Origin of the sequence: Paraburkholderia bryophila, from assembly GCF_003269035.1 — a bacterium.
Classification (GTDB): Bacteria; Pseudomonadota; Gammaproteobacteria; order Burkholderiales; family Burkholderiaceae; genus Paraburkholderia; species Paraburkholderia bryophila.
The window spans coordinates 70,831-90,962 of sequence record NZ_QLTK01000008.1 but is presented as its reverse complement, the minus strand read 5'-3'; the positions used below and the strand labels follow the sequence as shown (position 1 = coordinate 90,962).

Below are 20,132 nucleotides of genomic sequence, written 5' to 3'. Positions count from 1 at the left end.
CGAAACCCACTTAAGAATTAGCGGTGTGAGCCGCTTTCTTTTGCCTACTTTTCTTTGCGGCAGGCAAAGAAAAGTAGGTGCCCCCCCGCACAGGGGGAACGCCAATAGACCACTAACAAAACAAGGAAAGGCCAACAACAAAAGCCCAACCAGAAAAAACCACCAAACCGGCGTAGCCATAATCAGCGCCTTGCTAGTAGTCGCCCTATCCGCCATCCTGGTCTCCGGCATGCTCTGGCGCCAGCAAGTCCAAATCCGCCGGATAGAAAACCAGCGCCTGCTATCCCAGGCCCAATGGGTCTCGCGAGGCGCGCTGGACTGGACTCGCCTGATCCTGCGCTCAGAAGGCGACACCTCAGCAGGCATCACCTACCTGGGCGGCCTATGGGGCGTCCCCATAGCCAAAACCCGTCTATCCGATTTCTTGGGCCAGATCGGCGAGGCCCGCTCGGCCCAAGGCGCAGAAACTTACTTATCAGGCTCGATAGAAGACGCCCAATCCAAGTTCAACCTTCGAAACCTGGTCTCGAGCCCAGCCCCCGGCGTGATGCAACTGAACGTGGAGCAAATCGCCTCCTACCAGCGGCTACTGGTCTCGCTAGGCATCAGCGGCCAGCTAGCCAAAGCCACCGCCCTGCAAGTCCGCGCAAGCCTCGGCCAATCGGCGACCCGCTTCCAGACGATCACGTCGACCAACGGCACCGCACCGACCCCGACGCCTCAAGGCGGCGCCACGGGCGGTACGTTCACCGACAAACCCGGCATGGAAGACAACAACGACAGCGCCGTGCCAGCCCCGTTGCAATTAACCAGCGTCGACTCGCTGCTCGACATTCCCGGCTATACGCCGGAAACCGTCGCGCGCCTGCGCCCGTTCGTCACCGTGCTGCCCACCGTCTCGGCGGTCAACATGAACACAGCCTCCGCCGAAGTGGTCGCGGCCGTCGTGCCGGGCATGAGTCTGTCGTCCGCGCAAGCGTTCGTCGCGCGCCGGCAAACCGTGTTTTTCCATAACGCCAGCGATGTGATGCTCGCACTGCAAGGCGCCGGCGCGCAGCAGGTCTCGATCGACCCGAATCAGCTCGACGTCAACACCAGTTATTTCCTGATCCACGGCCGCGTGCAGCACGAACGCGCGGAAGTCGATCGCAACACCCTCGTGTATCGCGATCCATTGACTCACACTACGCGTATCGTGCGAGTACAAGACCAACTATGAATAACGTCTTTCCCAGAGAGAGTGGCCTTTGAGCACGCTGATCGTCCTACTCCCGCCGCGTGATCCGGCGGTGCCATCGCAGGAATGGCAACTGCCGGAGCTGCCGTTCGTGCTGCTCGACAAGTCGGGCCGCACCCAGCGCGCCGGACGCTCGTCGCTCGCGCTGCTGCCGCGCGCGTCGTCGACGGTGCTGATGGTCGCCGCCCGCGATCTGCTGATGATGCCCACCACGCTGCCGCCGCTGCGCGGTCCGAAGCTGCGCCAGGCGTTGCCGAATATCGTCGAGGATCAACTGATCCAGGACCCGCAAACCTGTCATATCGCCGTCGACCCGAAACCGCTCGCGGGCGGTAAGCAGATGCTCGCGATCATCGACCGTGGCTGGTTCCGCTTTATCTGCGAAGCCTTCGCGGCCGCCGGACACCGTAGCCTGCGCGCCGTGCCGGTCACGCGCTGCCTGCCGCAAGCGGTCTCGCCCGATGTGCCCGCTGAAGTCGCCGAACTGGTCAGCGCGGGCGAGCCCGGCGTGGGCGGCGCTGCCCAGGTGGCGACGTCGCTGCCGGGCGTTGCGCCGGTGGTCGCGCCCGGCGTGGCGTCGGTCATGCCGATGGTGGCGACCGTGCTCGGCCCCGTGGTCCAGACCGCGCCCGCGTTGCTGCTCGAAAGCGTGGTCGACAGCGGCGCGCCGCGCGTCGAGCTGGCCATTGCTCGCGGTGTACAAGGCGAAGGGCTGGCGGTGCCGGCCACCGCCGTCAACGCGACACTCGCCGCGCTCGCGGGTGCGGCGCCCGTCTCGCTGTACATGCTGACGGAACTGCCGGGCAATGAGCCCAGCCTCGCAGCCAAAAGCCCGGCGCGGTTGGCTGCGCACATCCACGGCGCGAGTCCGCTGCCGTTCGAGCAACTGGCGCGGCGCGCGCTGGAATGCCGCTTCGACCTGTGCCAGTTCGAGTTCGCGTCGCAGCCGTGGCGGCTCGACCGCGCGACGCTGCGCCGTTTGCGTTTGCCGGTGCTGCTCGCGGTCGGCGCGCTGGTGGTGGCGATTGTCGGCATGAACGTGCAGTGGCTGATGCTCGCGCATCAACGCGACGCGATCAACACGCAAATGACCGAGCTGCTGCTCAACACCTTCCCGAAGACGACCGTCGTGCTCGACGCGCCCGACCAGATGTCGCGCCAGTTGCAGCAACTGCGCGTGGCCGCGGGTGAGTTGTCGCCGGACGATTTCCTGTCGCTCGCCGACGGCCTCGCGCGCTCGCTGGCGCCGGTGCCGGTCAACGGCATTGCCGCGCTCGATTATCACGACCGCCGCCTCGACGTGACCTTCAAACCCGAGGTGAAACTCGATCCGGACTTCGCCAAGCGCCTCACGCGCAATGGCCTGACGGGCGAGATCGACAGCAACACCGGCAAGTGGACCATCAGGAACGGACAATGAAAGCTGAACTCGCTCAAACATGGGCCGGATTCTGGGACCAGCGCACCGAACGCGAAAAAACCATCCTGGCGTGGGGCAGCGGTGTCCTCGCGGTAGTGATCGCATGGTCGGTGCTGTGGGCGCCGGCGCAGGAGGGCCGCGCGCATCTGAAGGAATCGCTGCCCAGCCTGCAGCGGCAGCTCGCTTCGATGACCGCGCAGGCGAACGAAGCGCGTACGTTGTCGGCGGCTGCGCAAGGCGTCGCGCCGACCGGCGCCGCGTTGAAGGATGCGCTCGCCGCGTCGCTCACCGATCACGGTCTTGCCGCGACGCAGGTGCAGGTGATCGGCAACGCCGTGCAGATCCAGATGAAGAACGCGTCGTTTCCGGCGTGGACGAGCTGGGTCGACGACGTACGCAAGCAGTTCAAGGTTCAAGTCGCCGAAGCGCACGTGACCGCGTTGAAGGACGACGGCCAGGTGGATCTGACGGCGTCGTTGCAGCCGTCCACCGCGAAATGATCGCGGCGTCGTCACAGGACTGTCTCGCATGACTTACTGGATGCGGCGCCTACGCGCCGCGCTACCCTGGCTCGTGGTTGCGGTCTTGTCGGCCGCGGCTGTGATGCTCACGCTGTTGCCGGCCGCCTGGATCACCCCGCAGTTCGCCAGACAGACTGGCGGTCACGTCAATCTCGTCAACCCGGCGGGCTCGCTGTGGCACGGTTCGGCCACGCTGATGCTGGCCGCCGGCGCCGACACGAGCACGGCGACCCTGCTGCCCGGACGGATCGAATGGCAGACCGCGTTCTGGCCGCTCTTCACCGGCCGCGTGCGGATGACCATGCGGCACAGCGAGGCGATGCCGGAGCCGATCACGGTCGACGCCACGTTGCGTACCGCCACGGTGACGCCCGGCACGATCGCCGTGCCGGCTTCGTTGCTGAGCGGTTTGGGCGCGCCGTTCAATACGCTCGATTTGCAGGGCGACGTGCAGTTGTCGTGGTCGGATTGGCGCCGCTTCAATCGCGAAGCGTTCGGTCAGATGACGATCACGCTGACCGACGCCAGCTCGCGCGTTTCGCTGGTCAGGCCGCTGGGGTCCTACCGGGTGGTGTTTCAGGCGCAGGGGGCGTCGTCGACGCTCGATCTGACGACCATCAAGGGGCCGTTGATGCTGTCGGGGAACGGCACGGTGTCGGCGGCATCCACGGAGTTTCACGGCACGGCGAGCGCCGCGCCCGAGGCGCGCGACAACCTCGCGGGACTGCTGAATCTGCTGGGACGGCCGAGCGGTCCGGATACGGTGGCGTTGACGTTTGCGCATTGATTGGCATGTTGGGCCGCTGAGCCGCTGAGCCGCTGAGCCGCTGAGCCGCTGAGCCGCTGAGCAGCTCAGCGGCCTGTTGGCGCCTAGCGAACGCGCTTTGTTCTAGCCGATAGGGCTCGATTGCATTTCTCGCGCCGATAAAAAAGGCCTAGCCGCATTTCGCGGCCAAGCCTTTTTACTTCATCCAGCGTTGCGCCTATTTGTTCTGCGACGTTTGCATCGCCGGCGGCGTCGTTCCACTCTGCGCAACCGGCACGGCCGACGACGCCGGCAACGGCGCGGGCGCCGCGACGTCGCCCGTTTCGCGGTTCATTTGCGCGATGTCCCAGCCGCCGCCCAACGCCTTCACCAGACCGACCGACGACACCATCCGCTGTCCGGCGATGGTTTCGAGCTTCTGCTCCGCCGTGAACGCCGTGGTTTGCGCGGTCAGCACGTTGACGTAACCGACCGTCCCCGCCTTGTACTCATTGGTGACGATGGCGAGCGCCTGACGCGCCGAATCCACCGCTTCCCGCTGCACGACGATTTCCTGTTCGAGGATGCGTTGCGACGCGAGGTTGTCCTCGACGTCCTGGAACGCGGCCAGCACCGTTTGACGATAGCTCGCGACGTCCTGGTCGTAGGCCGCGCGCGCGGCTTCGGTTTTCGCCTGACGCAGACCCGCGTCGAACAGCGTTGCGGCGAGTTGCGGGCCGACCGTCCAGAAACGCGACGGCATGGTCAGCAATTGCGAGAACACCGAGTTTTCGTAGCCGCCCGTGGCCGACAACGTCAAGGTCGGGAAGAACGCGGCGATCGCGACGCCGATCTGTTCGTTGGCCGCCGCCGCCTTGCGTTCCGCCGACGCAATATCCGGCCGCCGCTCGAGCAGTGCCGATGGCATCTGCTCGGGCACGGCGGGCGGCGTGGCGGTGAGCGGTGACGGCGGAATCGCAAAGGTCGACGCCGGCTCCCCGACCAGCACGGCGATTGCATGTTCGTCTTGAGCGCGCTGCACGCCGTTGTCGATCGCGGCGGCCTGCGCCGATTGCAATTGCGTTTGCGCCTGAATCACGTCGGAGCGCGCCGCGACGCCTGCCGCGTACTGGTTCTGCGTGAGTTGCAGCGAGCGCTGATAAGCCGCGACGGTATCGTCGAGCAGCTTCTGACTGGAGTCGAGCGCGCGCAGCGAGAAGTACGTTTGCGCGAGCGTGGCCTGGGCGGACAGCCGCGCGTTCGCGAGATCGGCCGCAGCGCCTTGCTGACCGGCTTTCTGCGAATTGACCGAGCGGGTCACCGAACCCCACAGATCCGGCTCCCAGCTCGCCTGGAGTTGCGCGTTGAAGCTATTGTTGACGCCGGAGCGGCTCGTTGCCGTCGTCGAATTGCCGCTCGACGACGAACCGTTGCCGGAGCGCGTTGCGCCCGCCGATGCACCGATGGTCGGGAAATACGCTGCCCTCGCCTCGCCGACCAGCGCGCGCGCCTGCCGGTAAGCGGCGGCGTATTGGGCGACGGTCTGGTTGGCGACGTTCAGCTTGTCCTGGAGCGCGTTGAGTTGCGGGTCCTGATAAATAGTCCACCACGCGCCGCGATCCTGCTGATCGGCGGGCTCCGCGACTTTCCAGCCGGGCGCCGCTTCCTTGTACGAAGCGGGGATTTCCGCCGCCGGCCGCTTGTAGTCGGGGCCGACCACACAAGCGGCGAGCAGGCTGGCAAGGGCAGCGGTTACCGCGATAGTCAGGGCGCGAGGTACAAGTGTCCGCGCGCGCGCGATTCGATCAGACTGCATGCAATGGATTCCTTCAGGACGCCGTGGCGCCGGCAAGGGCGGCACCACTGGCCGGGCGAGATCAGGGTCTGCCGGAATGTTAGCGTATGAGCCCGCGGGAGCGCGGGAAACTGAAAGGGTAATGCGGGGAAGAGCGCAGGTGTGTTACTGAGGGTGTCGCGATGGTTACGTGCCGTTACTGGCCGCGCGTCAAACGCGCGACTCCACCGACTTGGTTTGGCGGGCCTGTTTGCCGGCTGCCGCGCGACACGGCGCGTCGCCGCGCGCGAGGCAAGGGCCGGCGGCCGCGACCACATTACCCGGCTGCAGCGTCGAGCCCGGCGTGCCGGCGGACATCGCCGCACGAACGACGCTCGCCGCCGAGGCCGGTGCGCCGAGTAACTTCACCGCGGTAAGCTTGCCGCCCTTGCGTGCCCGCCGATGCTCGACCCACGCCAATACCGCCACGCCCACTGAGCCGCCGGGCAGCACGAACAGCACCGCGAATAGCGCCAGTTTCCACCAGCGGTACGGGCCTTGAAAGCTGTTCAGCGCGGAATCGGTCAGGGAGCGGCTCAAGCCGCCAAGCGTGTTTTTGAGGTACAGCATGGGGGAAATCCTTTTTCGCACGGCGCGGGTGCGGCGTGCAGACAATCGGTCAGAACATGGTCTCGGGTGGCGCGGATCGCGCGTAACTCGTTGCCTATAATAATATTGACTATGCAATTAAATTTCAAGATACTTTGCACCGGACGAAACCATACCGTTGTTTTTTGACGGTTCGTCTACGCGAAATCAGATTTGACTTGTCTGCTTAGGCAGCTAAAATTCGCTCTGCTTGACGATGTCCCGAAAACACGATGACTGAAGGTCCCTACAAGGCGGACGAGATTCACCTCGAATCGAGTCTTGGCTATTACCTGTCGAAAGCGCGAAACGTGCTGGTCGAGCGAACCGACCGTGCCGTCAAGCCGCTGGGGTTGACCGCGCAGCAGATTGGCGTGGTGCTGATGTTGTCGTCGGGGCGGGCGAATACGCCGTTCGAGTTGTCGCGCGCCATGTCTTACGACAGCGGTTCCATGACGCGCCTGCTCGATCGCCTTGAAAAGAAAGGCTTTATCGTGCGCACGCGCAGCGACGCCGATCGCCGCATGGTGAAGCTGGAGTTGACGCCGCAAGGCCACCAAGCCGCGCGGCAGTTACCGGGGCTCGGCGCGGAAGTGCTGAACGAACAGTTGCGCGGCTTTTCCACCGCCGACCTGACCGCGTTGATCGACCTGCTCGCGCGCTTTATCGCGAACGGTATCGGCGAAGGCGCCAGCGCGGGCTGCGGGTTAGGCGCGCACGATGAATCGCAGCAGGCATCACCCGAAGCATCGTCGCCTGAGCGCGGCGAACCCTAACCACACGGCGCTTTTTGAGGGCGTCGAAGTCTGAGGATATCTGTCTGGGCAGAGAGTGATCCGGCATATAAGCACATCGGTCGATGGGTGCGATAAAGCTGCCGCGACAAGCTTTCCCGGCTGAGGAGAACAACCTATGAGCGCTACGGCTCCCGCCGCCGCCCTACCCGCCGCCGAACCCGCGCAGCTCAAGGGCGGCACGCTGGCCCTGCTCACCGTCGGCCTTGCGCTGGGCACGTTTATGGAAGTGCTCGACACGTCGATCGCGAACGTCGCGGTGCCGACCATTTCCGGCAGCCTCGGCGTGGCGACCAGCCAGGGCACCTGGGTGATCTCGTCGTATTCGGTCGCGTCGGCGATCGCGGTGCCGCTGACCGGCTGGCTCGCGCGGCGCGTGGGCGAAGTGCGGCTTTTCACGCTGTCCGTGCTGCTGTTCACGATCGCCTCGGCGCTGTGCGGCTTCGCCCATAACTTCGAGTCGCTGATCGCGTTCCGGTTGGTGCAAGGGCTCGTGTCCGGACCGATGGTACCGCTCTCGCAGACTATTCTGATGCGCTCGTATCCACCGGAAAAGCGCGGCCTGGCGCTCGGCCTATGGGCGATGACCGTGATCTGCGCGCCGATCTTCGGCCCTGTGATGGGCGGCTATATCACCGACAACTACACGTGGCCGTGGATCTTCTACATCAACGTGCCGATCGGTTTGTTCTCGGCGGTGTGCGCGTTCCTGTTGCTGCGTGGCCGCGAAACGCAGGTCACCAAACAGCGCATCGACGCGATCGGCCTCGCGTTGCTGGTGATCGGCGTGTCGTGCCTGCAGATGGTGCTCGACCTCGGCAAGGACCGCGACTGGTTCAACTCCACGTTCATCGTGACGCTGGCGATCATCGCGGTAGTGTCGCTCGCGTTCATGCTGGTGTGGGAGACGACGGAGAAAGAGCCGGTCGTCGATCTCTCGCTGTTCAAGGATCGCAATTTCGCGCTCGGCGTGGTGATCATTTCGTTCGGCTTCATGGCCTTCTTCGGCTCGGTGGTGATTTTCCCGCTGTGGCTGCAGACGGTGATGGGCTACACGGCCGGGCTCGCCGGACTCGCCACCGCACCGGTCGGTCTGCTTGCCCTGTTTTTATCGCCGATGATCGGCCGCAACATGCACCGTCTGAATCTACGCGTGGTGGCGAGTTTCGCGTTCATCGTGTTTGCGTTCGTCTCGATCTGGAACTCCACCTTCACGCTCGACGTCCCGTTCAATCACGTGATCTGGCCGCGCATCGTGCAAGGCATCGGCGTGGCGTGCTTCTTCGTGCCGATGACGACCATCACGCTGTCGAGCGTGTCGGATGAGCGGCTGGCGAGTGCGTCCGGTCTGTCGAACTTTTTCCGGACGTTATCAGGCGCGATCGGCACGGCGATCAGTACGACGTATTGGGAAAACGACATGATCCGCCATCACGCGATGCTGACCGATTCGGTCAACGTCTATGCGGACAATACGAATGCGTATACCAATGCGTTGGCCGGCATTGGTCTATCGGGCGACAGCATTACGGCGCAGTTGAATCAGGTGGTGACCGCGCAGGCCTACATGATGGCCACGAACGATTTCTTCCGGATTTCCTGCGCGGCATTTGTGGCGCTGGCGGTGCTGGTCTGGTTCACCAGGCCGCGTAAAGGTGCGGGGCCTTCGTTGGGCCATTAGGCCAGGCCTTCACGTTAAAACGAAGACGCGCGACGAAGCGGAGTGTGTTCAAACGCCGCGTCGCGCGTTTTCGTTTTTTGGCTTCGGCTCCCGCTTCCGCCAGGGCCAAAACCGCGCTTCATTGCGTCACCGCTTCGCCGTTCGTCGACGGGATCGACTGACCCTGCGAAACTTCCGGACGCGCCGCAGGTTTCACACCGTCCCCACCCTGCGGGGTACCGTTCGCGACACCACGCACATACTCCTTGAAGTCGGCGCCTGCTTCCCATGGATTCGGTTTGCAGCCCATCGCGCCATCGCAATGCGCAGAGAAGCCGATCGTCGCGGTGCCGTCGGGGTTCGCGGTGCGCGTGATCTGGTACGCCAGCGCGCGTTTGCCGCCGTCGGGGCCGGCGGTCTGGATCAAGGTGTCGGTGGCGGATTCGATCTTGTACTTCGAGTGACCCGACACCCACGTTTGCGCGCGTTGCCACCAGACGTCGCACTGAGCTTTACTCGTGCACGTCAACGGCGTTGTCGCGATCTGCATCACGTCCGGGTTGACCTGCCCTTGCGTCGAACACCCTGCCGCCGCTGCGCACAACACAGCCAACAGACCTTTTTTCATCACGTTGATTCCTCCCTCGCTGGAGTGCCTCATGCAAGTTTGGACCGTCCGGTCGATGCGGTGTTTCATCTGCATCAGAGAATCGTCAGCGCGTGCGGAGAATTTGCCGATATCGCGCGGCGCTCAACGGCTTTTGACGTAGACGTTACCTGCGCACAAAGAAAAAGCGGCCACGTGGGCCGCTTTTCGTCGTACTGCTGGAGTGTGCTCGCCGCTTATACGCTGAAGCGATTCAACGTGTAGGCCCGATAAGCCGCGACGAATGCATCGAACGAACCGACTTCTTCCTGTTCGAGCCTGGTTTGCTCCGCAAGCGACTGCGCGGCGAGGTCGGTGAACACCTTCGTTTGCTCGGCATCCAGCGGACGCGCGCGGAAATGTGCGGCGTGCGCTTCGCTCTGTTCGAGCCCGAAAGCGAGGAAGCTTTGCTGCTTGTCGCGCATGGTTTGCAGTACGCGTGCCGACGGCGTCAAGGACGCATCCGCGAGCTTCGCACGTTGCACCGCCACCGAGCGCGCATGAGCGTCGCCGCCGTGCAAAGCGTCGAGCGTTGCTGCTGCTGCGTCGATCTTGAGCATCAACTCGTTGGCCCAGTCGAGCATGGCGACCGGCTGAGCGTCGCGGGTCAGTTCGAGGCCCGGCTTGCGGCCTTCCATCGTCACGCTGCCGAAGTTCTGGTTCGCTTCTGCGTAGGCGTCCGGCGGCAGCAACGCGCTGTCGTCGAGCGCGCAGACCAGCAGGTAGGCGTCGAGAAAGCGCGATGTCTCCAGCGAAATACCGGTCGGCTCGAACGGATCGATATCCATGCAGCGCACTTCGACGTATTGCACGCCGCGCGCGGCCAACGCATGCAGCGGACGCTCGCCCGGATACGTGACGCGCTTCGGACGGATCGTCGAGTAAAACTCGTTCTCGATCTGCAGCACGTTGGTGTTGATCTGCACCCACTCGCCGTCGCGTTGCGTGCCGATTGCCTCGTATGCGGGATACGGCTGGCTCACGGCTTTTGCAAGCGCGTCGAGATAGCCCGGCAGCGTGTCGTAGTCGGCATGCAACTCGGCCTGCGCCGTGGTGTTCGAATAGCCGAGATCGCTCATGCGCAGGCTGGTCGCGTATGGACGATACAACGTGTCGGCGTCGAAGTTGTCGAGCGTGTGCTGGCGATCGCGCAGGAAGCGCCGATCCAGCGCGGGCGACGCACCGAACAGATACATTAGCAGCCAGTTGGTGCGGCGAAAATTGCGGATCAGCGCGAGGTAGCGCTCGGACTGATAGTCGACGGCGTTCGCGGTGGATCGCTGGTCGGCATGCAGCACGCGCCACACTTCTTCGTTCAGCGAATAGTTGTAGTGGATGCCCGCAATACATTGCATCGTGCGGCCGTAACGCAGCGCGAGACCAATGCGGTACACGTACTTCAGTTTGCCGATGTTCGAGTTGCCGTAACGCGCGATCGGAATGCCTTCGTCGGTGTCGGGCAGCAGGCCCGGCATCGAGTTGTTCCAGAGAATCTCGTCGTCGAGTTCCGCGTAGACGAAACGATGCAGCGTGTCGAGCTTCTCGAGCGTGAGCGCGACGTCGTGCTCGGCCGGCGTGATCAGTTCGATCAGCGCTTCGGAATAGTCAGTGGTGAGCGACGGATGCGTGAGCGCTGAACCCAGCGCGCGCGGATGCGGCGTCAAGACGAGCTGGCCCTGGCGCGTGACGCGCAGGCTTTCCTTTTCGATGCCGCGCAAGCCGCGCAACAGCGCATCGCGCTGCGGGCCTGAGGTCAGCACGGACAGGCGGTGCGAGAACGCGTCGGTCGTGCGGGAAGGTGTGGTGTTTGGCATTGAGGCGAGTCGGGCGTTGTCGGCCGCCATGTGCCGCTGCGCTGCTCGCTGGCAGCACGGCGCGGTCGACAACGTTCGGCGGAATTTTCAGTAGCGGGCACTTTAACATCTCGCCAGAACGCCTGCTTGAGGCCGCTTCGGCGGACGTTTCCAGCGCCTGAACCGGCTCGCCGGCCGCACTGCTCGCGCCCTCAACCGCCGCGTGCGCCGCCCGCCCGATCCGCAATCTCGTTCCACAGATGCATGGCCGCGTAGGCGCGCCAGGGCCGCCAGGCGTCGGTCCGCGCGCGCTGCTGCGTGGGCCGCACGAGCGACGGGTCGCGTGCGCTGATCGACTGCATCAGCACGAGATCCGACGCGGGCCAGGCATCGGCGTCACGCCATACGCGCATTGCGACGTATTCAACCGTCCACGGTCCGATGCCGGGCCGTGCGAGCAACGCGGCGCGCAACGTGGCGGTGTCGGCGGTCGTGCTGTCGAGTGGGACTTCGCCAGTGGCGACCGCGTGCGCGAAGCCTTGCAACGCGGCTACGCGTTTACCCGGCATACCGATCTGCGCGAGATCCACCGCGGCCAATGCGGCGGGCGTCGGGAAACGCCACGCGGTGTTTTCATGCGGATGCCCTTCGATGCGCTCGCCGGCACGTTGCACCAGCCGGCCGATGATCGTGGTCGCCGCTTTCACGCTGACCTGCTGGCCGACGATCGCGCGTACCACCAGCTCGAAACCCGACCATGCGCCGGGCACGCGCAAGCCGGGCACGGCTTCGACCAGCGGCGCGAGCCATGGGTCCGTAGCGAGTTCGGCGGCGATCTTTTTCGGCTCGGCGCGCAGATCGAACATCCTGGCAATCGGCGCGGCGAGCGCGTCGGCGTGACGGCTTGCCGGTCCGTCGATAGTCGCCACCAGGCAGCGTTTGCGTGGATGCAGCCGCACGCTGAGCGTGCCGCTGTCGCCAGCCCAATCGATTGCGCGGCGATATGCGCCGGCTTCGACGGCTTCGACGCCGGGCGTCGCGCGTCCGCCGAAAAAACGCAGCAGACGTGGCCAGTCGAAGGGAGGTTTGAACGGGAGTTCGAGAGTTGCTACGTCTTCAAGCGTGCTCACGCGACGTGATCCAGTTTGGTATGAGTGGGTTCGACACCGGCGCCGCCGGCGGCTCCGTCAGCGGCGGCCTGCCGGCGCAAGCGCGGATGGGACGAAACATTGCCCGCATGCTCCGCTTCATTATCGAGCAACGCCGCTTTGCGCGGCAGGCCCCAGCGATAACCCGCCAACGCCCCACCTTTCTGCACCACGCGATGACAAGGAATCGCCAGCGCCACCGGATTCGTCGCGCAGGCGCTCGCCACCGCGCGCACGGCACGCGGCGAGCCGACCGCTTCGGCGATGTCGGAATAGCTGCGCGTCTCGCCGTACGGAATGCGCCGCAGCGCGTCCCACACGCGCTGCCGGAACGCCGTCGCGGCGATATCCAGCGGTAGATCGAAGTCCTGACGGCTGCCGTGCAAATACGCGTCGATCTGCGCGATGAACGGTGCGAGCCTCTCAGTGTCTTGCAGCAGATCGGCATTGGCGAATTCGCCGCGCAGGTCGTCGGCGAGCATGGCTTCGTCGTCGCCGAAACCGATCTTGCAGATGCCTTTGTCCGTCGCGGCGACCAGCACGAAACCAAGCGACGTCGACGCACACGCGTAGCGTACGGTGAGTCCCGCGCCCTTGCGGCGGTACGCGGACGGCGCCATGCCGAGTTCGGCCGACGCGCTGTCGTACATGCGCGACGGCGAGCCGAAGCCGGCGTCGAGCGAGGCGCGCGTCACGTCCGAGCCGCTTTGCAGCGCGTCGCGTAAGGCCGCGCCGCGTTGCGCCGCCTGATACTGACGCGGCGACACGCCCACCACCCGCTTGAACAGACGCTGAAGGTGAAACGGGCTGACGTGTACGGCGTCGCTCAATTGCGCAAGCGTCAGGCGCTGCTGCGGATCGGCGTCGAGCGCGGCGCAGGCACGGTTGACGATCGCCAGTTCGCGCGGCAGACCGCCGGGCTGGCAGCGCTTGCAATCGCGAAAGCCCGCGGCGCGCGCAGCGGCGGCATCGGCGAAAAACGCCACGTTCTCGCGACGCGGCTGGCGCGACGCGCACGACGGGCGGCAGAACACACCGGTGGTTTTGACGGCGTAGAAGAACGCGCCGTCGGCCTGCGGCTCGCGGCGTGTGACGGCGTCCCAGCGTTGGTCGTCGGAAATCCAGTTGGCGGGGGCTGCAGTGTGCTCGATGGGATTGCGAGTCATGATGGTTCCGAATAGGCGGTGTGGATGTTCACCAATGTAGGCCGCCTGCCCAAACACTACGCTCCGGTTCTTGCTCTGTCATTGCGCTTCCCCGTACGCTGAAACGCCCGCCGGGCGGTCAGTTTGCCGAAAACTGCGACAATTTGGCTCAATATCGGGTTTTCCCTTAAAAAGTTATTGCGTCGCACCAACCCTGTGTGTATATTAGTCCTTGTCTCCTCCATGTCTCCTCCTGATATGGATTCAGCCCGCTCCACATAGAGCGGGCTTTTTTTCGTCCATCGTTTCCCGATCCGGCCCTGCAGGCGGGTTTCACGCCCGTCGCTCGCCGCTGCGCCCTTTCTTCTACACTGGCAATTCCTCCGTTCAGCGAAGCAGCCAAGGGGCGTTCGGCATGAAAATTCACATTCGCGAGATCGACCACGTCGTCATTCGTGCGACGAATGCCGAGACGATGGCGCGCTTTTACTGCGACGTGCTCGGTTGCAGCCTCGAGAAGGAACAGCGGGATCTGGGTTTGACGCAATTGCGCGCGGGGCATTCGCTGATCGACCTGTTGCAGGTCGGCGCCCGGCTCGATCGCGCCGAAAACGGCGTGCCGGGCACGGGACGGAATATGGATCACCTGTGTCTGCGCGTCGAACCGTTCGACGCCGAGGCGCTCAAGGCGCATCTGACCGGGCACGGCGTTCGGTTGGGCGAGCTGGGACTACGCTATGGCGCGGACGGCTTCGGGCCGTCGCTGTATCTGTTCGATCCGGAGGGCAATATGGTCGAACTCAAAGGGCCGCCTGACTCGGCGCGCATGACGTCGCTCTGAGCGCCTTGGCGTCAGATGGCTGACGCCGGCTGTGTCAGCCCGGCATCAAGCGTTGTCGGGCTCTTTCAACACCGCCCAGTCGATTTTCACGGCGTCGGCGTCGGCGCTGCCGAGCCAGGCTTCGCCGTCCTGTACCGTGCATTGCAGCCGCATGGTCCGCGCGGCGAGCGAGCCGAGGGCGGTGGCGACGTCTTCGCCGAGCGACCACACCGTCACGTTACGCATGCGTTCCACCTTGTTACGCACGCCCTGCCACCAGATATCCGAGGTGCGGCCGCCGTAGGCGATCACGATCACCTCGTTCGAGCGGCCGCTCGCCTTGGCAATGCGCCGTTCGTCCGGCTGGCCGACTTCGATCCACGTTTCGATCGCGCCGGTCAGATCCTTCTGCCACAGGTCGGGTTCGTCGACATCCGACAAACCTTTACAGAATTCGAGGCGTTCCTGCGCGAACAGCGCGAACGCGGCGACGCGGACCATCATGCGGTCGTCGGTTTCCGAGGGATGGCGGGCGATCGTCAGCGAATGGTCGGCGTAGTAGTGCCGGTCCATGTTGGCGATCTGCAGTTCCGCCTTGTAAATCGTCGATTTAAGAGCCATGCCGTTGCTAAACCAGGCGCTCGCTCCACCGGAGCGAACAGAAAAAGAATCGTCGACGGCGCGTTGCCGTTTTCCGTGTTTGTCGTACATCTTAGGGTCCTCCCGCGCCGTAGACCGGCTTCCGATACCACGGGAGACGCATTTATCGCGCCACGACCGGCTCGAATGCCGTGCCGTAGACCTCGCCGGCCGCCTCCCGTAAGGCGTCGAGCACGACGCAGGCGGCTGGCGAAAGGAGATGCGACTGGCGCGTGATGATACCGAATGTATCCATTCTGTACGGTAAATCGATCGGTATACGCTTCAGGACACCGTACTGTTGGTACTGACGCGCCACTTCTTCCGGTAAAACCGCCAACATGTCGCTTTGCAACAGTAAGCTCGAAATCGCCAGGAAATTGTTCGTATTCACGACGTTTTGGGGCGGATTCAGTCCAATATGCGAAAACATCAGATCAAAGCGATGGCGCAACACGCTGCCCGGCGGATGCAAAACCCAGCTTGCGTTGACGATTCCCCGTAGTGTCAAACCTGTCTCATATTCGAGAGGATGGCCGGGGCGCGCGACCACGCACAGCGGTTCGTCGGCGAGCGGTTCGTAGCTGACGTCGGCCTTGAACTGGTTCTGCCGCTCCAGAACCCGGCCGATCATAATGTCCAGGTCGCCTTCGGCGAGTCGCGGCAGCATGACGTCGGAGGTTTCCACTTCGGCCCAGATCTGTAGCTGCGGGTAGCGCTCCTTCACGCGCGAGATCGCGCGCGGCACCATCGTCGCGGCGGCCGCCGCGATCACGCCGATGCGCACCTGCCCCGCCAGACCGGCGCGCAACGCCGAAATCTCGTCGTGCGCATGGCTCAGATTCGACAGCACCATGCGCGCGTGACGAATCATCACCTCGCCGTACAGCGTGGCGCGCATGCCGTGCGGCGTGCGGTCGAACAGGCTGACCTCCAGCATGTCCTCCAGCTCCTTCAGCAGGCGCGACGCCGCCGGCTGGGTCATGCCGAGCATGTCCGCGGCACGGCGGACGTTGCCCTCCTCTTCCATGGCCGCGAGCAACTGCAATTGCCGCGTCTTCAGGCGCGCGCGGACGAACCAGTTCGAGTAGTTACGCGTCATGGCCTGTCTCCCCATCTCCCAATCTCGCAGATTCCCGCACTCCCGGACGATTTGCATCGAACGGCTGAACGCCGTCCGCTGTTCCATGAGTGCCGATCCAGACTTCATGATGCCATACCGGAATTGGTATCGGGTTAGCCTAAAAAGGGATTGGAAAGTTATCGGAGCCGCTCATACCATTCGTGGACTTTCCGAGCCGTTCCGCTTCGCCCCGCTGCCCATAAATCAAATCAACGCAGCCCTACAACTTCAGGAGACAACCATGACCCGCAAGCTTCGTCGTTTGACGCTATCCGCAATAGCCGCCGTCGCACTCGCCGCGCCCTTCGCCGCTCAATTTTCCGCGCACGCGGATCAGCCGCTCAAGGTCGGCTTCCTCGTGAAGATGCCGGAACAGGCGTGGTTCATCAACGAACAGAAAGCGGCGACCGCGCTCGGTCAGAAGGACGGTTTCTCAGTGGTGAACATCGGCACGCCTGACGGGGAAAAAGTGCTGGCCGCGATCGACAACCTCGGCGCGCAAGGCGCGAGCGGCTTCGTGATCTGCGCGCCCGACGTGCGCCTCGGACCGGCGATCCAGGCGCGCGCGAAACGCTACAACATGAAGTTCGTCACCGTCGACGATCAACTGGTCGACTCCACCGGCAAGCCGCTGCCGAACGTGCCGCATCTGGGCATGTCCGCGTTCAAGATCGGCAATCAGGTCGGCCAGGCGATCAGCGACGAAATGAAACGCCGCGGCTGGAAACCCGAAGAAGTCGGCGCGCTGCGCATCACGAACTACGAACTGCCGACCGCGAAGCTGCGCACCGACGGCGCGACGCAATCGCTGCTGGCCGGCGGCTTCAGGAAGGAAAACATCTTCGACGCCCCGCAGAAAACGACCGATGACGAAGGCGGCTTCAACGCGTCGTCGCCGGTGCTGGCGCAGCACCCGAACATCAAGAAGTGGGTGATCTTCGCGCTCAACGAGGAAAGCGTGCTGGGTGGCGTGCGCGCGACCGAGCAGTTGCATATTCCTGCGGCGGACGTGATCGGCGTCGGCATCAACGGCGCGGGCGAAGCCTTCGCCGAATTCCAGAAGAAAGAGCCGACAGGCTTCTACGGCACGATCGCCGTGAGTTCGACGATGCACGGCAAGGAGAGCACGGAGAACCTCGTCGAGTGGATCAAGGACGGCAAGCAGCCGCCCGCCGATACGCAGACCACCGGCAAGCTGATGGTGCGCGGCAACTGGCAGGACGTGCGTAAAGAACTCGGCATTTAAGCAGGGTTCGCGCTCGCACGCGGCGGGCCGTTTCTCGCGGATTCACGCGAACGCGGCTTGCCCAGCTTGTCCATCAGTTCGAGGTTTCGAGGTTTTCGATGACGGCTTCACCCAGTGAGTCTCACCTCGGCGAGGCGGCGCTGCCGACGCAAGCGCCCTCGCCCGTCACAGCATCCAACGCCTCGCGTCCTTATCTGCGACTCGACGGCATCACCGTGCGCTTTCCCGGGGTGCTCGCGCTCGACCAGGTTTCGCTCGAAGTGCGACGCGGCGAAGTGCATGGTCTGATGGGCGAAAACGGCGCCGGCAAATCGACGCTGCTCAAGGTGCTGTCCGGTGTGAATCAACCCGCTGCGGGCACGTTGTCGCTCGACGGCGTCGAGCAGCAATTCACCACGACGAAAGCGGCGATCGCGGCGGGCGTGGCCATCATCTATCAGGAATTGCATCTCGTGCCGGAGCTGACCGTCGCGGAAAACCTGATGCTCGGCGCGCTGCCCAACCGCTTCGGCGTGCTCGACGAAAAGGCACTGGTGGCGCGCGCGGTGCGTGAACTGGAACGGCTCGGCGAGAAAATCGACCCATCGCAACAGGTGAAGAATCTGTCGATCGGGCAGCGGCAGATGATCGAGATCGGCAAGGCGCTGATGCGCGACGCGCGCGTGATCGCGTTCGACGAACCGACCAGTTCGCTGTCGTCGCGCGAAACCGCGCAACTGTTCCGGATCATTCGCACGTTGAGAGCCGAAGGCCGCGCGATTATCTACGTCACGCATCGCATGGACGAGGTCTATGAGCTGTGCGATCGCGTGACGGTGTTTCGCGACGGCCGCCGCATCGAGACGTTCGACGCCGGCGAAGGACTCGACCGCGATCGTCTGATCAGCGGCATGGTGGGCCGCTCGATTGCCGATGTGTACGGCTACCGCTCACGCGAACTCGGCGACGTGCAGCTCGACGTCAAGGGATTGATGGGACGTGGCCTGCGTGAACCGGCTTCTTTTACGGCGCGCCAAGGTGAAATCGTCGGCTTCTTCGGTCTCGTCGGCGCGGGGCGTTCGGAGTTGATGAAGCTGATCTACGGCGCCGTCAAACCCACTGCGGGCGCCATCACGCTCAAGGGAAAAGCGGTGCATTTCGCCACCCCGCGCGACGCAGTGCGCGCCGGTGTCGCGCTGTGTCCGGAAGATCGCAAACAGGAAGGCATCGTCTCGATCGCGTCGGTGTCGGACAACCTCAATATCAGTTGCCGTCGTCACTTCAGCCGCTTCAACGTGCTCAACGGCCGCAAGGAAGCGCAGACCGCCAGGACCTTCATCGGCAGGCTCGCGATCAAGACGCGTAACGGCGAGACGCCGATCGGCACGCTGTCCGGCGGCAATCAGCAGAAGGTGATTCTGTCGCGCTGGCTCGCGGAAGAGATCGACGTGTTTCTGATGGACGAACCCACGCGCGGTATCGACGTCGGCGCGCGCAGCGAAATCTACGGCTTGCTGTATGGGCTCGCCGAGGCGGGCCGCACGGTGATCGTCGTGTCGAGCGATCTCGCCGAAGTGATCGGCGTGGCGGATCGCGTGATCGTGATGAAGGAAGGCCGCATCGTCGGCGATCTGCCGAAAGCGCAGGCCACGCCCGACGCGTTGATCAAGCTCGCGCTGCCGCGCTGAGCGAGGCCTTCGATGCACGACCGGACAAACCAGGCAAACGCACCGCGCCATTGAAACGGAACACACATCATGCAGACACCTTCAACCGACACGTCGACCTCCCCCGTCGCCTCCGCAGGACTTAGCGCGCGCGCCGCGCGCACCTGGGATCTGATCAACAAGTCCGGCATCGTGATGGTGTTCGTGATTCTGTTCGCGGCGCTGTCGTTCACGGTGCCGGATTTTCTGAGCTCGCGAAACATCCAGGGCCTGCTGCTCTCCGTCACGCTGATCGGCTCGATCTCCGTGACGATGATGTTCGTGCTCGCGCTCGGCGAAGTGGATCTCTCGGTGGCGTCGATCGTTGCGTTCGCGGGCGTGGTGGCGTCCACGCTGATCACCGCGACGCATAGCGTGACGCTCGGCATTGCCGCCGGCGTGCTCGCGGGTGGCGCGGTCGGGCTGGTGAACGGCGTGCTGGTCGCGCGCTTCAAGATCAACTCGCTGATCGTCACGCTCGCGATGATGGAAGTCGTGCGCGGCCTCGCCTACATCACGTCGAACGGCGACGCGGTGATGATCTCCGAAGAGCGTTTCTTCGACCTGGGCGGCGGCGCATTTCTCGGCATTTCCTACCCGATCTGGAGCAACATCGTCGGCTTCGTGCTGTTCGGTTTCTTGCTGAAGAAAACCGTGTTCGGCAAGAACGTGCTGGCGGTCGGCGGCAATAGCGAGGCGGCCTTGCTGGCGGGCTTGCCGGTCACGCGGATCAAGATCACCGTGTTCGTATTGCAAGGCCTCGTGACCGGTTTCGCCGGCGTGATGCTGGCGTCGCGCATGAGTCTGGGCGACCCGAAAACATCGGTCGGGCTCGAACTGGGTGTGATTTCCGCGTGCGTGCTCGGCGGCGTGTCGCTGACGGGCGGCGTCGCGACGATTTCCGGTGTGCTGGTCGGCGTGCTGATCATGGGCTCGGTGCAGGACGCCATGAGCCTGATGAACGTGCCGACCTTTTATCAGTACCTGATTCGCGGCGGGATTCTGCTGCTCGCGGTGCTGTTCGATCAGTTCCGCCGCAGCAAGCGCGTGCACTGACGCATGCCCTGCTCCCCCTCTTTGCCAACAGG

The 20,132-nt window shown here is 64.1% G+C and carries 18 protein-coding genes; 10 read left to right on the top strand and 8 right to left on the bottom strand.

Features of this window, described 5'->3' with window-relative positions; all coding sequences use genetic code 11:
* Positions 1–25: 25 nt before the first annotated feature.
* Genes gspK through BX591_RS15080 form a run of 4 tightly spaced genes read left to right on the top strand, consistent with a single transcriptional unit; the run spans position 26 to position 3,965 of the window.
* Positions 26–1,219 carry a type II secretion system minor pseudopilin GspK gene (gene gspK, locus BX591_RS15095; protein ID WP_420849378.1) on the top strand — a complete coding sequence of 398 codons (1,194 nt, stop codon included), beginning with the start codon at positions 26–28 and terminating at the stop codon, positions 1,217–1,219.
* Positions 1,220–1,247: 28 nt separating this feature from the next.
* Complete coding sequence (gspL, locus tag BX591_RS15090; RefSeq protein WP_111932231.1) at positions 1,248–2,657, top strand: type II secretion system protein GspL; 1,410 nt, start codon at positions 1,248–1,250, stop codon at positions 2,655–2,657.
* Complete coding sequence (locus BX591_RS15085; RefSeq protein WP_111932230.1) at positions 2,654–3,157, top strand: type II secretion system protein M; 504 nt, start codon at positions 2,654–2,656, stop codon at positions 3,155–3,157. The genes gspL and BX591_RS15085 overlap by 4 nt, the downstream gene beginning before the upstream one ends.
* Before the next feature lie 28 nt (positions 3,158–3,185).
* Positions 3,186–3,965, top strand: coding sequence for a type II secretion system protein N (locus BX591_RS15080; RefSeq protein WP_111932229.1), 780 nt, complete (start codon positions 3,186–3,188; stop codon positions 3,963–3,965).
* 196 nt (positions 3,966–4,161) lie between these two features.
* Here the strand turns inward: BX591_RS15080 and BX591_RS15075 are convergent, their stop codons facing one another.
* Both BX591_RS15075 and BX591_RS15070 read right to left on the bottom strand, forming a co-directional pair.
* Entirely contained in the window at positions 4,162–5,739 is a 1,578-nt protein-coding gene (locus tag BX591_RS15075) for an efflux transporter outer membrane subunit (RefSeq protein ID WP_111932228.1), read from the bottom strand.
* A 189-nt stretch (positions 5,740–5,928) separates the two neighbouring features.
* Positions 5,929–6,327 (bottom strand): hypothetical protein, encoded by a 399-nt coding sequence (locus BX591_RS15070; RefSeq protein ID WP_111932227.1) that lies wholly within the window; start codon positions 6,325–6,327, stop codon positions 5,929–5,931.
* A gap of 251 nt (positions 6,328–6,578) precedes the next feature.
* Here BX591_RS15070 and BX591_RS15065 point away from each other — a divergent pair, with 251 nt between their 5' ends.
* Positions 6,579–7,121 carry a MarR family winged helix-turn-helix transcriptional regulator gene (locus tag BX591_RS15065; protein ID WP_111932226.1) on the top strand — a complete coding sequence of 181 codons (543 nt, stop codon included), beginning with the start codon at positions 6,579–6,581 and terminating at the stop codon, positions 7,119–7,121.
* A 136-nt stretch (positions 7,122–7,257) separates the two neighbouring features.
* Complete coding sequence (locus BX591_RS15060) at positions 7,258–8,820, top strand: DHA2 family efflux MFS transporter permease subunit (protein ID WP_111932225.1); 1,563 nt, start codon at positions 7,258–7,260, stop codon at positions 8,818–8,820.
* A 118-nt stretch (positions 8,821–8,938) separates the two neighbouring features.
* Here BX591_RS15060 and BX591_RS15055 read toward each other — a convergent pair whose 3' ends face one another.
* The 4 genes from BX591_RS15055 to ada all read right to left on the bottom strand — a co-directional run bounded on the left by BX591_RS15055 (position 8,939) and on the right by ada (position 13,552).
* Positions 8,939–9,427: a hypothetical protein gene (locus BX591_RS15055; RefSeq protein WP_111932224.1), complete on the bottom strand. Its 489-nt coding sequence runs from the start codon at positions 9,425–9,427 to the stop codon at positions 8,939–8,941.
* Positions 9,428–9,642: 215 nt separating this feature from the next.
* Positions 9,643–11,259, bottom strand: coding sequence for a glutamate--cysteine ligase (gene gshA / locus BX591_RS15050; protein ID WP_111932345.1), 1,617 nt, complete (start codon positions 11,257–11,259; stop codon positions 9,643–9,645).
* A 191-nt stretch (positions 11,260–11,450) separates the two neighbouring features.
* Positions 11,451–12,368: a DNA-3-methyladenine glycosylase family protein gene (locus tag BX591_RS15045; RefSeq protein WP_111932223.1), complete on the bottom strand. Its 918-nt coding sequence runs from the start codon at positions 12,366–12,368 to the stop codon at positions 11,451–11,453.
* A complete protein-coding gene (gene ada, locus BX591_RS15040; protein ID WP_111932222.1) occupies positions 12,365–13,552 on the bottom strand; it encodes a bifunctional DNA-binding transcriptional regulator/O6-methylguanine-DNA methyltransferase Ada in 1,188 nt (395 codons plus the stop codon). The genes BX591_RS15045 and ada overlap by 4 nt, the downstream gene beginning before the upstream one ends.
* Before the next feature lie 394 nt (positions 13,553–13,946).
* Between ada and BX591_RS15035 the strand changes: the two genes are divergently transcribed.
* Entirely contained in the window at positions 13,947–14,372 is a 426-nt protein-coding gene (locus tag BX591_RS15035) for a VOC family protein (RefSeq protein ID WP_111932221.1), read from the top strand.
* A gap of 45 nt (positions 14,373–14,417) precedes the next feature.
* Here the strand turns inward: BX591_RS15035 and BX591_RS15030 are convergent, their stop codons facing one another.
* Together BX591_RS15030 and BX591_RS15025 are read right to left on the bottom strand one after the other, a co-directional pair.
* Entirely contained in the window at positions 14,418–14,972 is a 555-nt protein-coding gene (locus BX591_RS15030) for a YaeQ family protein (RefSeq protein WP_111932220.1), read from the bottom strand.
* 142 nt (positions 14,973–15,114) lie between these two features.
* Positions 15,115–16,092: a LysR substrate-binding domain-containing protein gene (locus tag BX591_RS15025; RefSeq protein WP_111932219.1), complete on the bottom strand. Its 978-nt coding sequence runs from the start codon at positions 16,090–16,092 to the stop codon at positions 15,115–15,117.
* A 262-nt stretch (positions 16,093–16,354) separates the two neighbouring features.
* On the opposite strand from BX591_RS15025, the gene BX591_RS15020 reads away from it, so the two are divergent.
* The 3 genes from BX591_RS15020 to araH all read left to right on the top strand — a co-directional run bounded on the left by BX591_RS15020 (position 16,355) and on the right by araH (position 20,100).
* A complete protein-coding gene (locus BX591_RS15020) occupies positions 16,355–17,359 on the top strand; it encodes an arabinose ABC transporter substrate-binding protein (RefSeq protein WP_111932218.1) in 1,005 nt (334 codons plus the stop codon).
* A 98-nt stretch (positions 17,360–17,457) separates the two neighbouring features.
* Positions 17,458–19,026, top strand: a complete 1,569-nt coding sequence (gene araG / locus BX591_RS15015) for an L-arabinose ABC transporter ATP-binding protein AraG (RefSeq protein WP_111932217.1) — start codon at positions 17,458–17,460, stop codon at positions 19,024–19,026.
* Positions 19,027–19,095: 69 nt separating this feature from the next.
* Positions 19,096–20,100, top strand: a complete 1,005-nt coding sequence (araH, locus tag BX591_RS15010) for an L-arabinose ABC transporter permease AraH (RefSeq protein ID WP_111932216.1) — start codon at positions 19,096–19,098, stop codon at positions 20,098–20,100.
* Positions 20,101–20,132 lie beyond the last annotated feature (32 nt).

Excerpts from the sequence above, each read along its gene's own strand:
- BX591_RS15085 (WP_111932230.1), top strand. The coding sequence starts at position 2,654 with ATGAAAGCTGAACTCGCTCAAACATGGGCCGGATTCTGGGACCAGCGC.
- BX591_RS15080 (WP_111932229.1), top strand. The coding sequence starts at position 3,186 with ATGACTTACTGGATGCGGCGCCTACGCGCCGCGCTACCCTGGCTCGTG.
- BX591_RS15075 (WP_111932228.1), bottom strand. The coding sequence starts at position 5,739 with ATGCAGTCTGATCGAATCGCGCGCGCGCGGACACTTGTACCTCGCGCC.
- BX591_RS15070 (WP_111932227.1), bottom strand. The coding sequence starts at position 6,327 with ATGCTGTACCTCAAAAACACGCTTGGCGGCTTGAGCCGCTCCCTGACC.
- BX591_RS15065 (WP_111932226.1), top strand. The coding sequence starts at position 6,579 with ATGACTGAAGGTCCCTACAAGGCGGACGAGATTCACCTCGAATCGAGT.
- BX591_RS15060 (WP_111932225.1), top strand. The coding sequence starts at position 7,258 with ATGAGCGCTACGGCTCCCGCCGCCGCCCTACCCGCCGCCGAACCCGCG.
- BX591_RS15055 (WP_111932224.1), bottom strand. The coding sequence starts at position 9,427 with ATGAAAAAAGGTCTGTTGGCTGTGTTGTGCGCAGCGGCGGCAGGGTGT.
- gshA (WP_111932345.1), bottom strand. The coding sequence starts at position 11,259 with ATGCCAAACACCACACCTTCCCGCACGACCGACGCGTTCTCGCACCGC.
- ada (WP_111932222.1), bottom strand. The coding sequence starts at position 13,552 with ATGACTCGCAATCCCATCGAGCACACTGCAGCCCCCGCCAACTGGATT.
- BX591_RS15035 (WP_111932221.1), top strand. The coding sequence starts at position 13,947 with ATGAAAATTCACATTCGCGAGATCGACCACGTCGTCATTCGTGCGACG.
- BX591_RS15030 (WP_111932220.1), bottom strand. The coding sequence starts at position 14,972 with ATGGCTCTTAAATCGACGATTTACAAGGCGGAACTGCAGATCGCCAAC.
- BX591_RS15025 (WP_111932219.1), bottom strand. The coding sequence starts at position 16,092 with ATGACGCGTAACTACTCGAACTGGTTCGTCCGCGCGCGCCTGAAGACG.
- BX591_RS15020 (WP_111932218.1), top strand. The coding sequence starts at position 16,355 with ATGACCCGCAAGCTTCGTCGTTTGACGCTATCCGCAATAGCCGCCGTC.
- araG (WP_111932217.1), top strand. The coding sequence starts at position 17,458 with ATGACGGCTTCACCCAGTGAGTCTCACCTCGGCGAGGCGGCGCTGCCG.
- araH (WP_111932216.1), top strand. The coding sequence starts at position 19,096 with ATGCAGACACCTTCAACCGACACGTCGACCTCCCCCGTCGCCTCCGCA.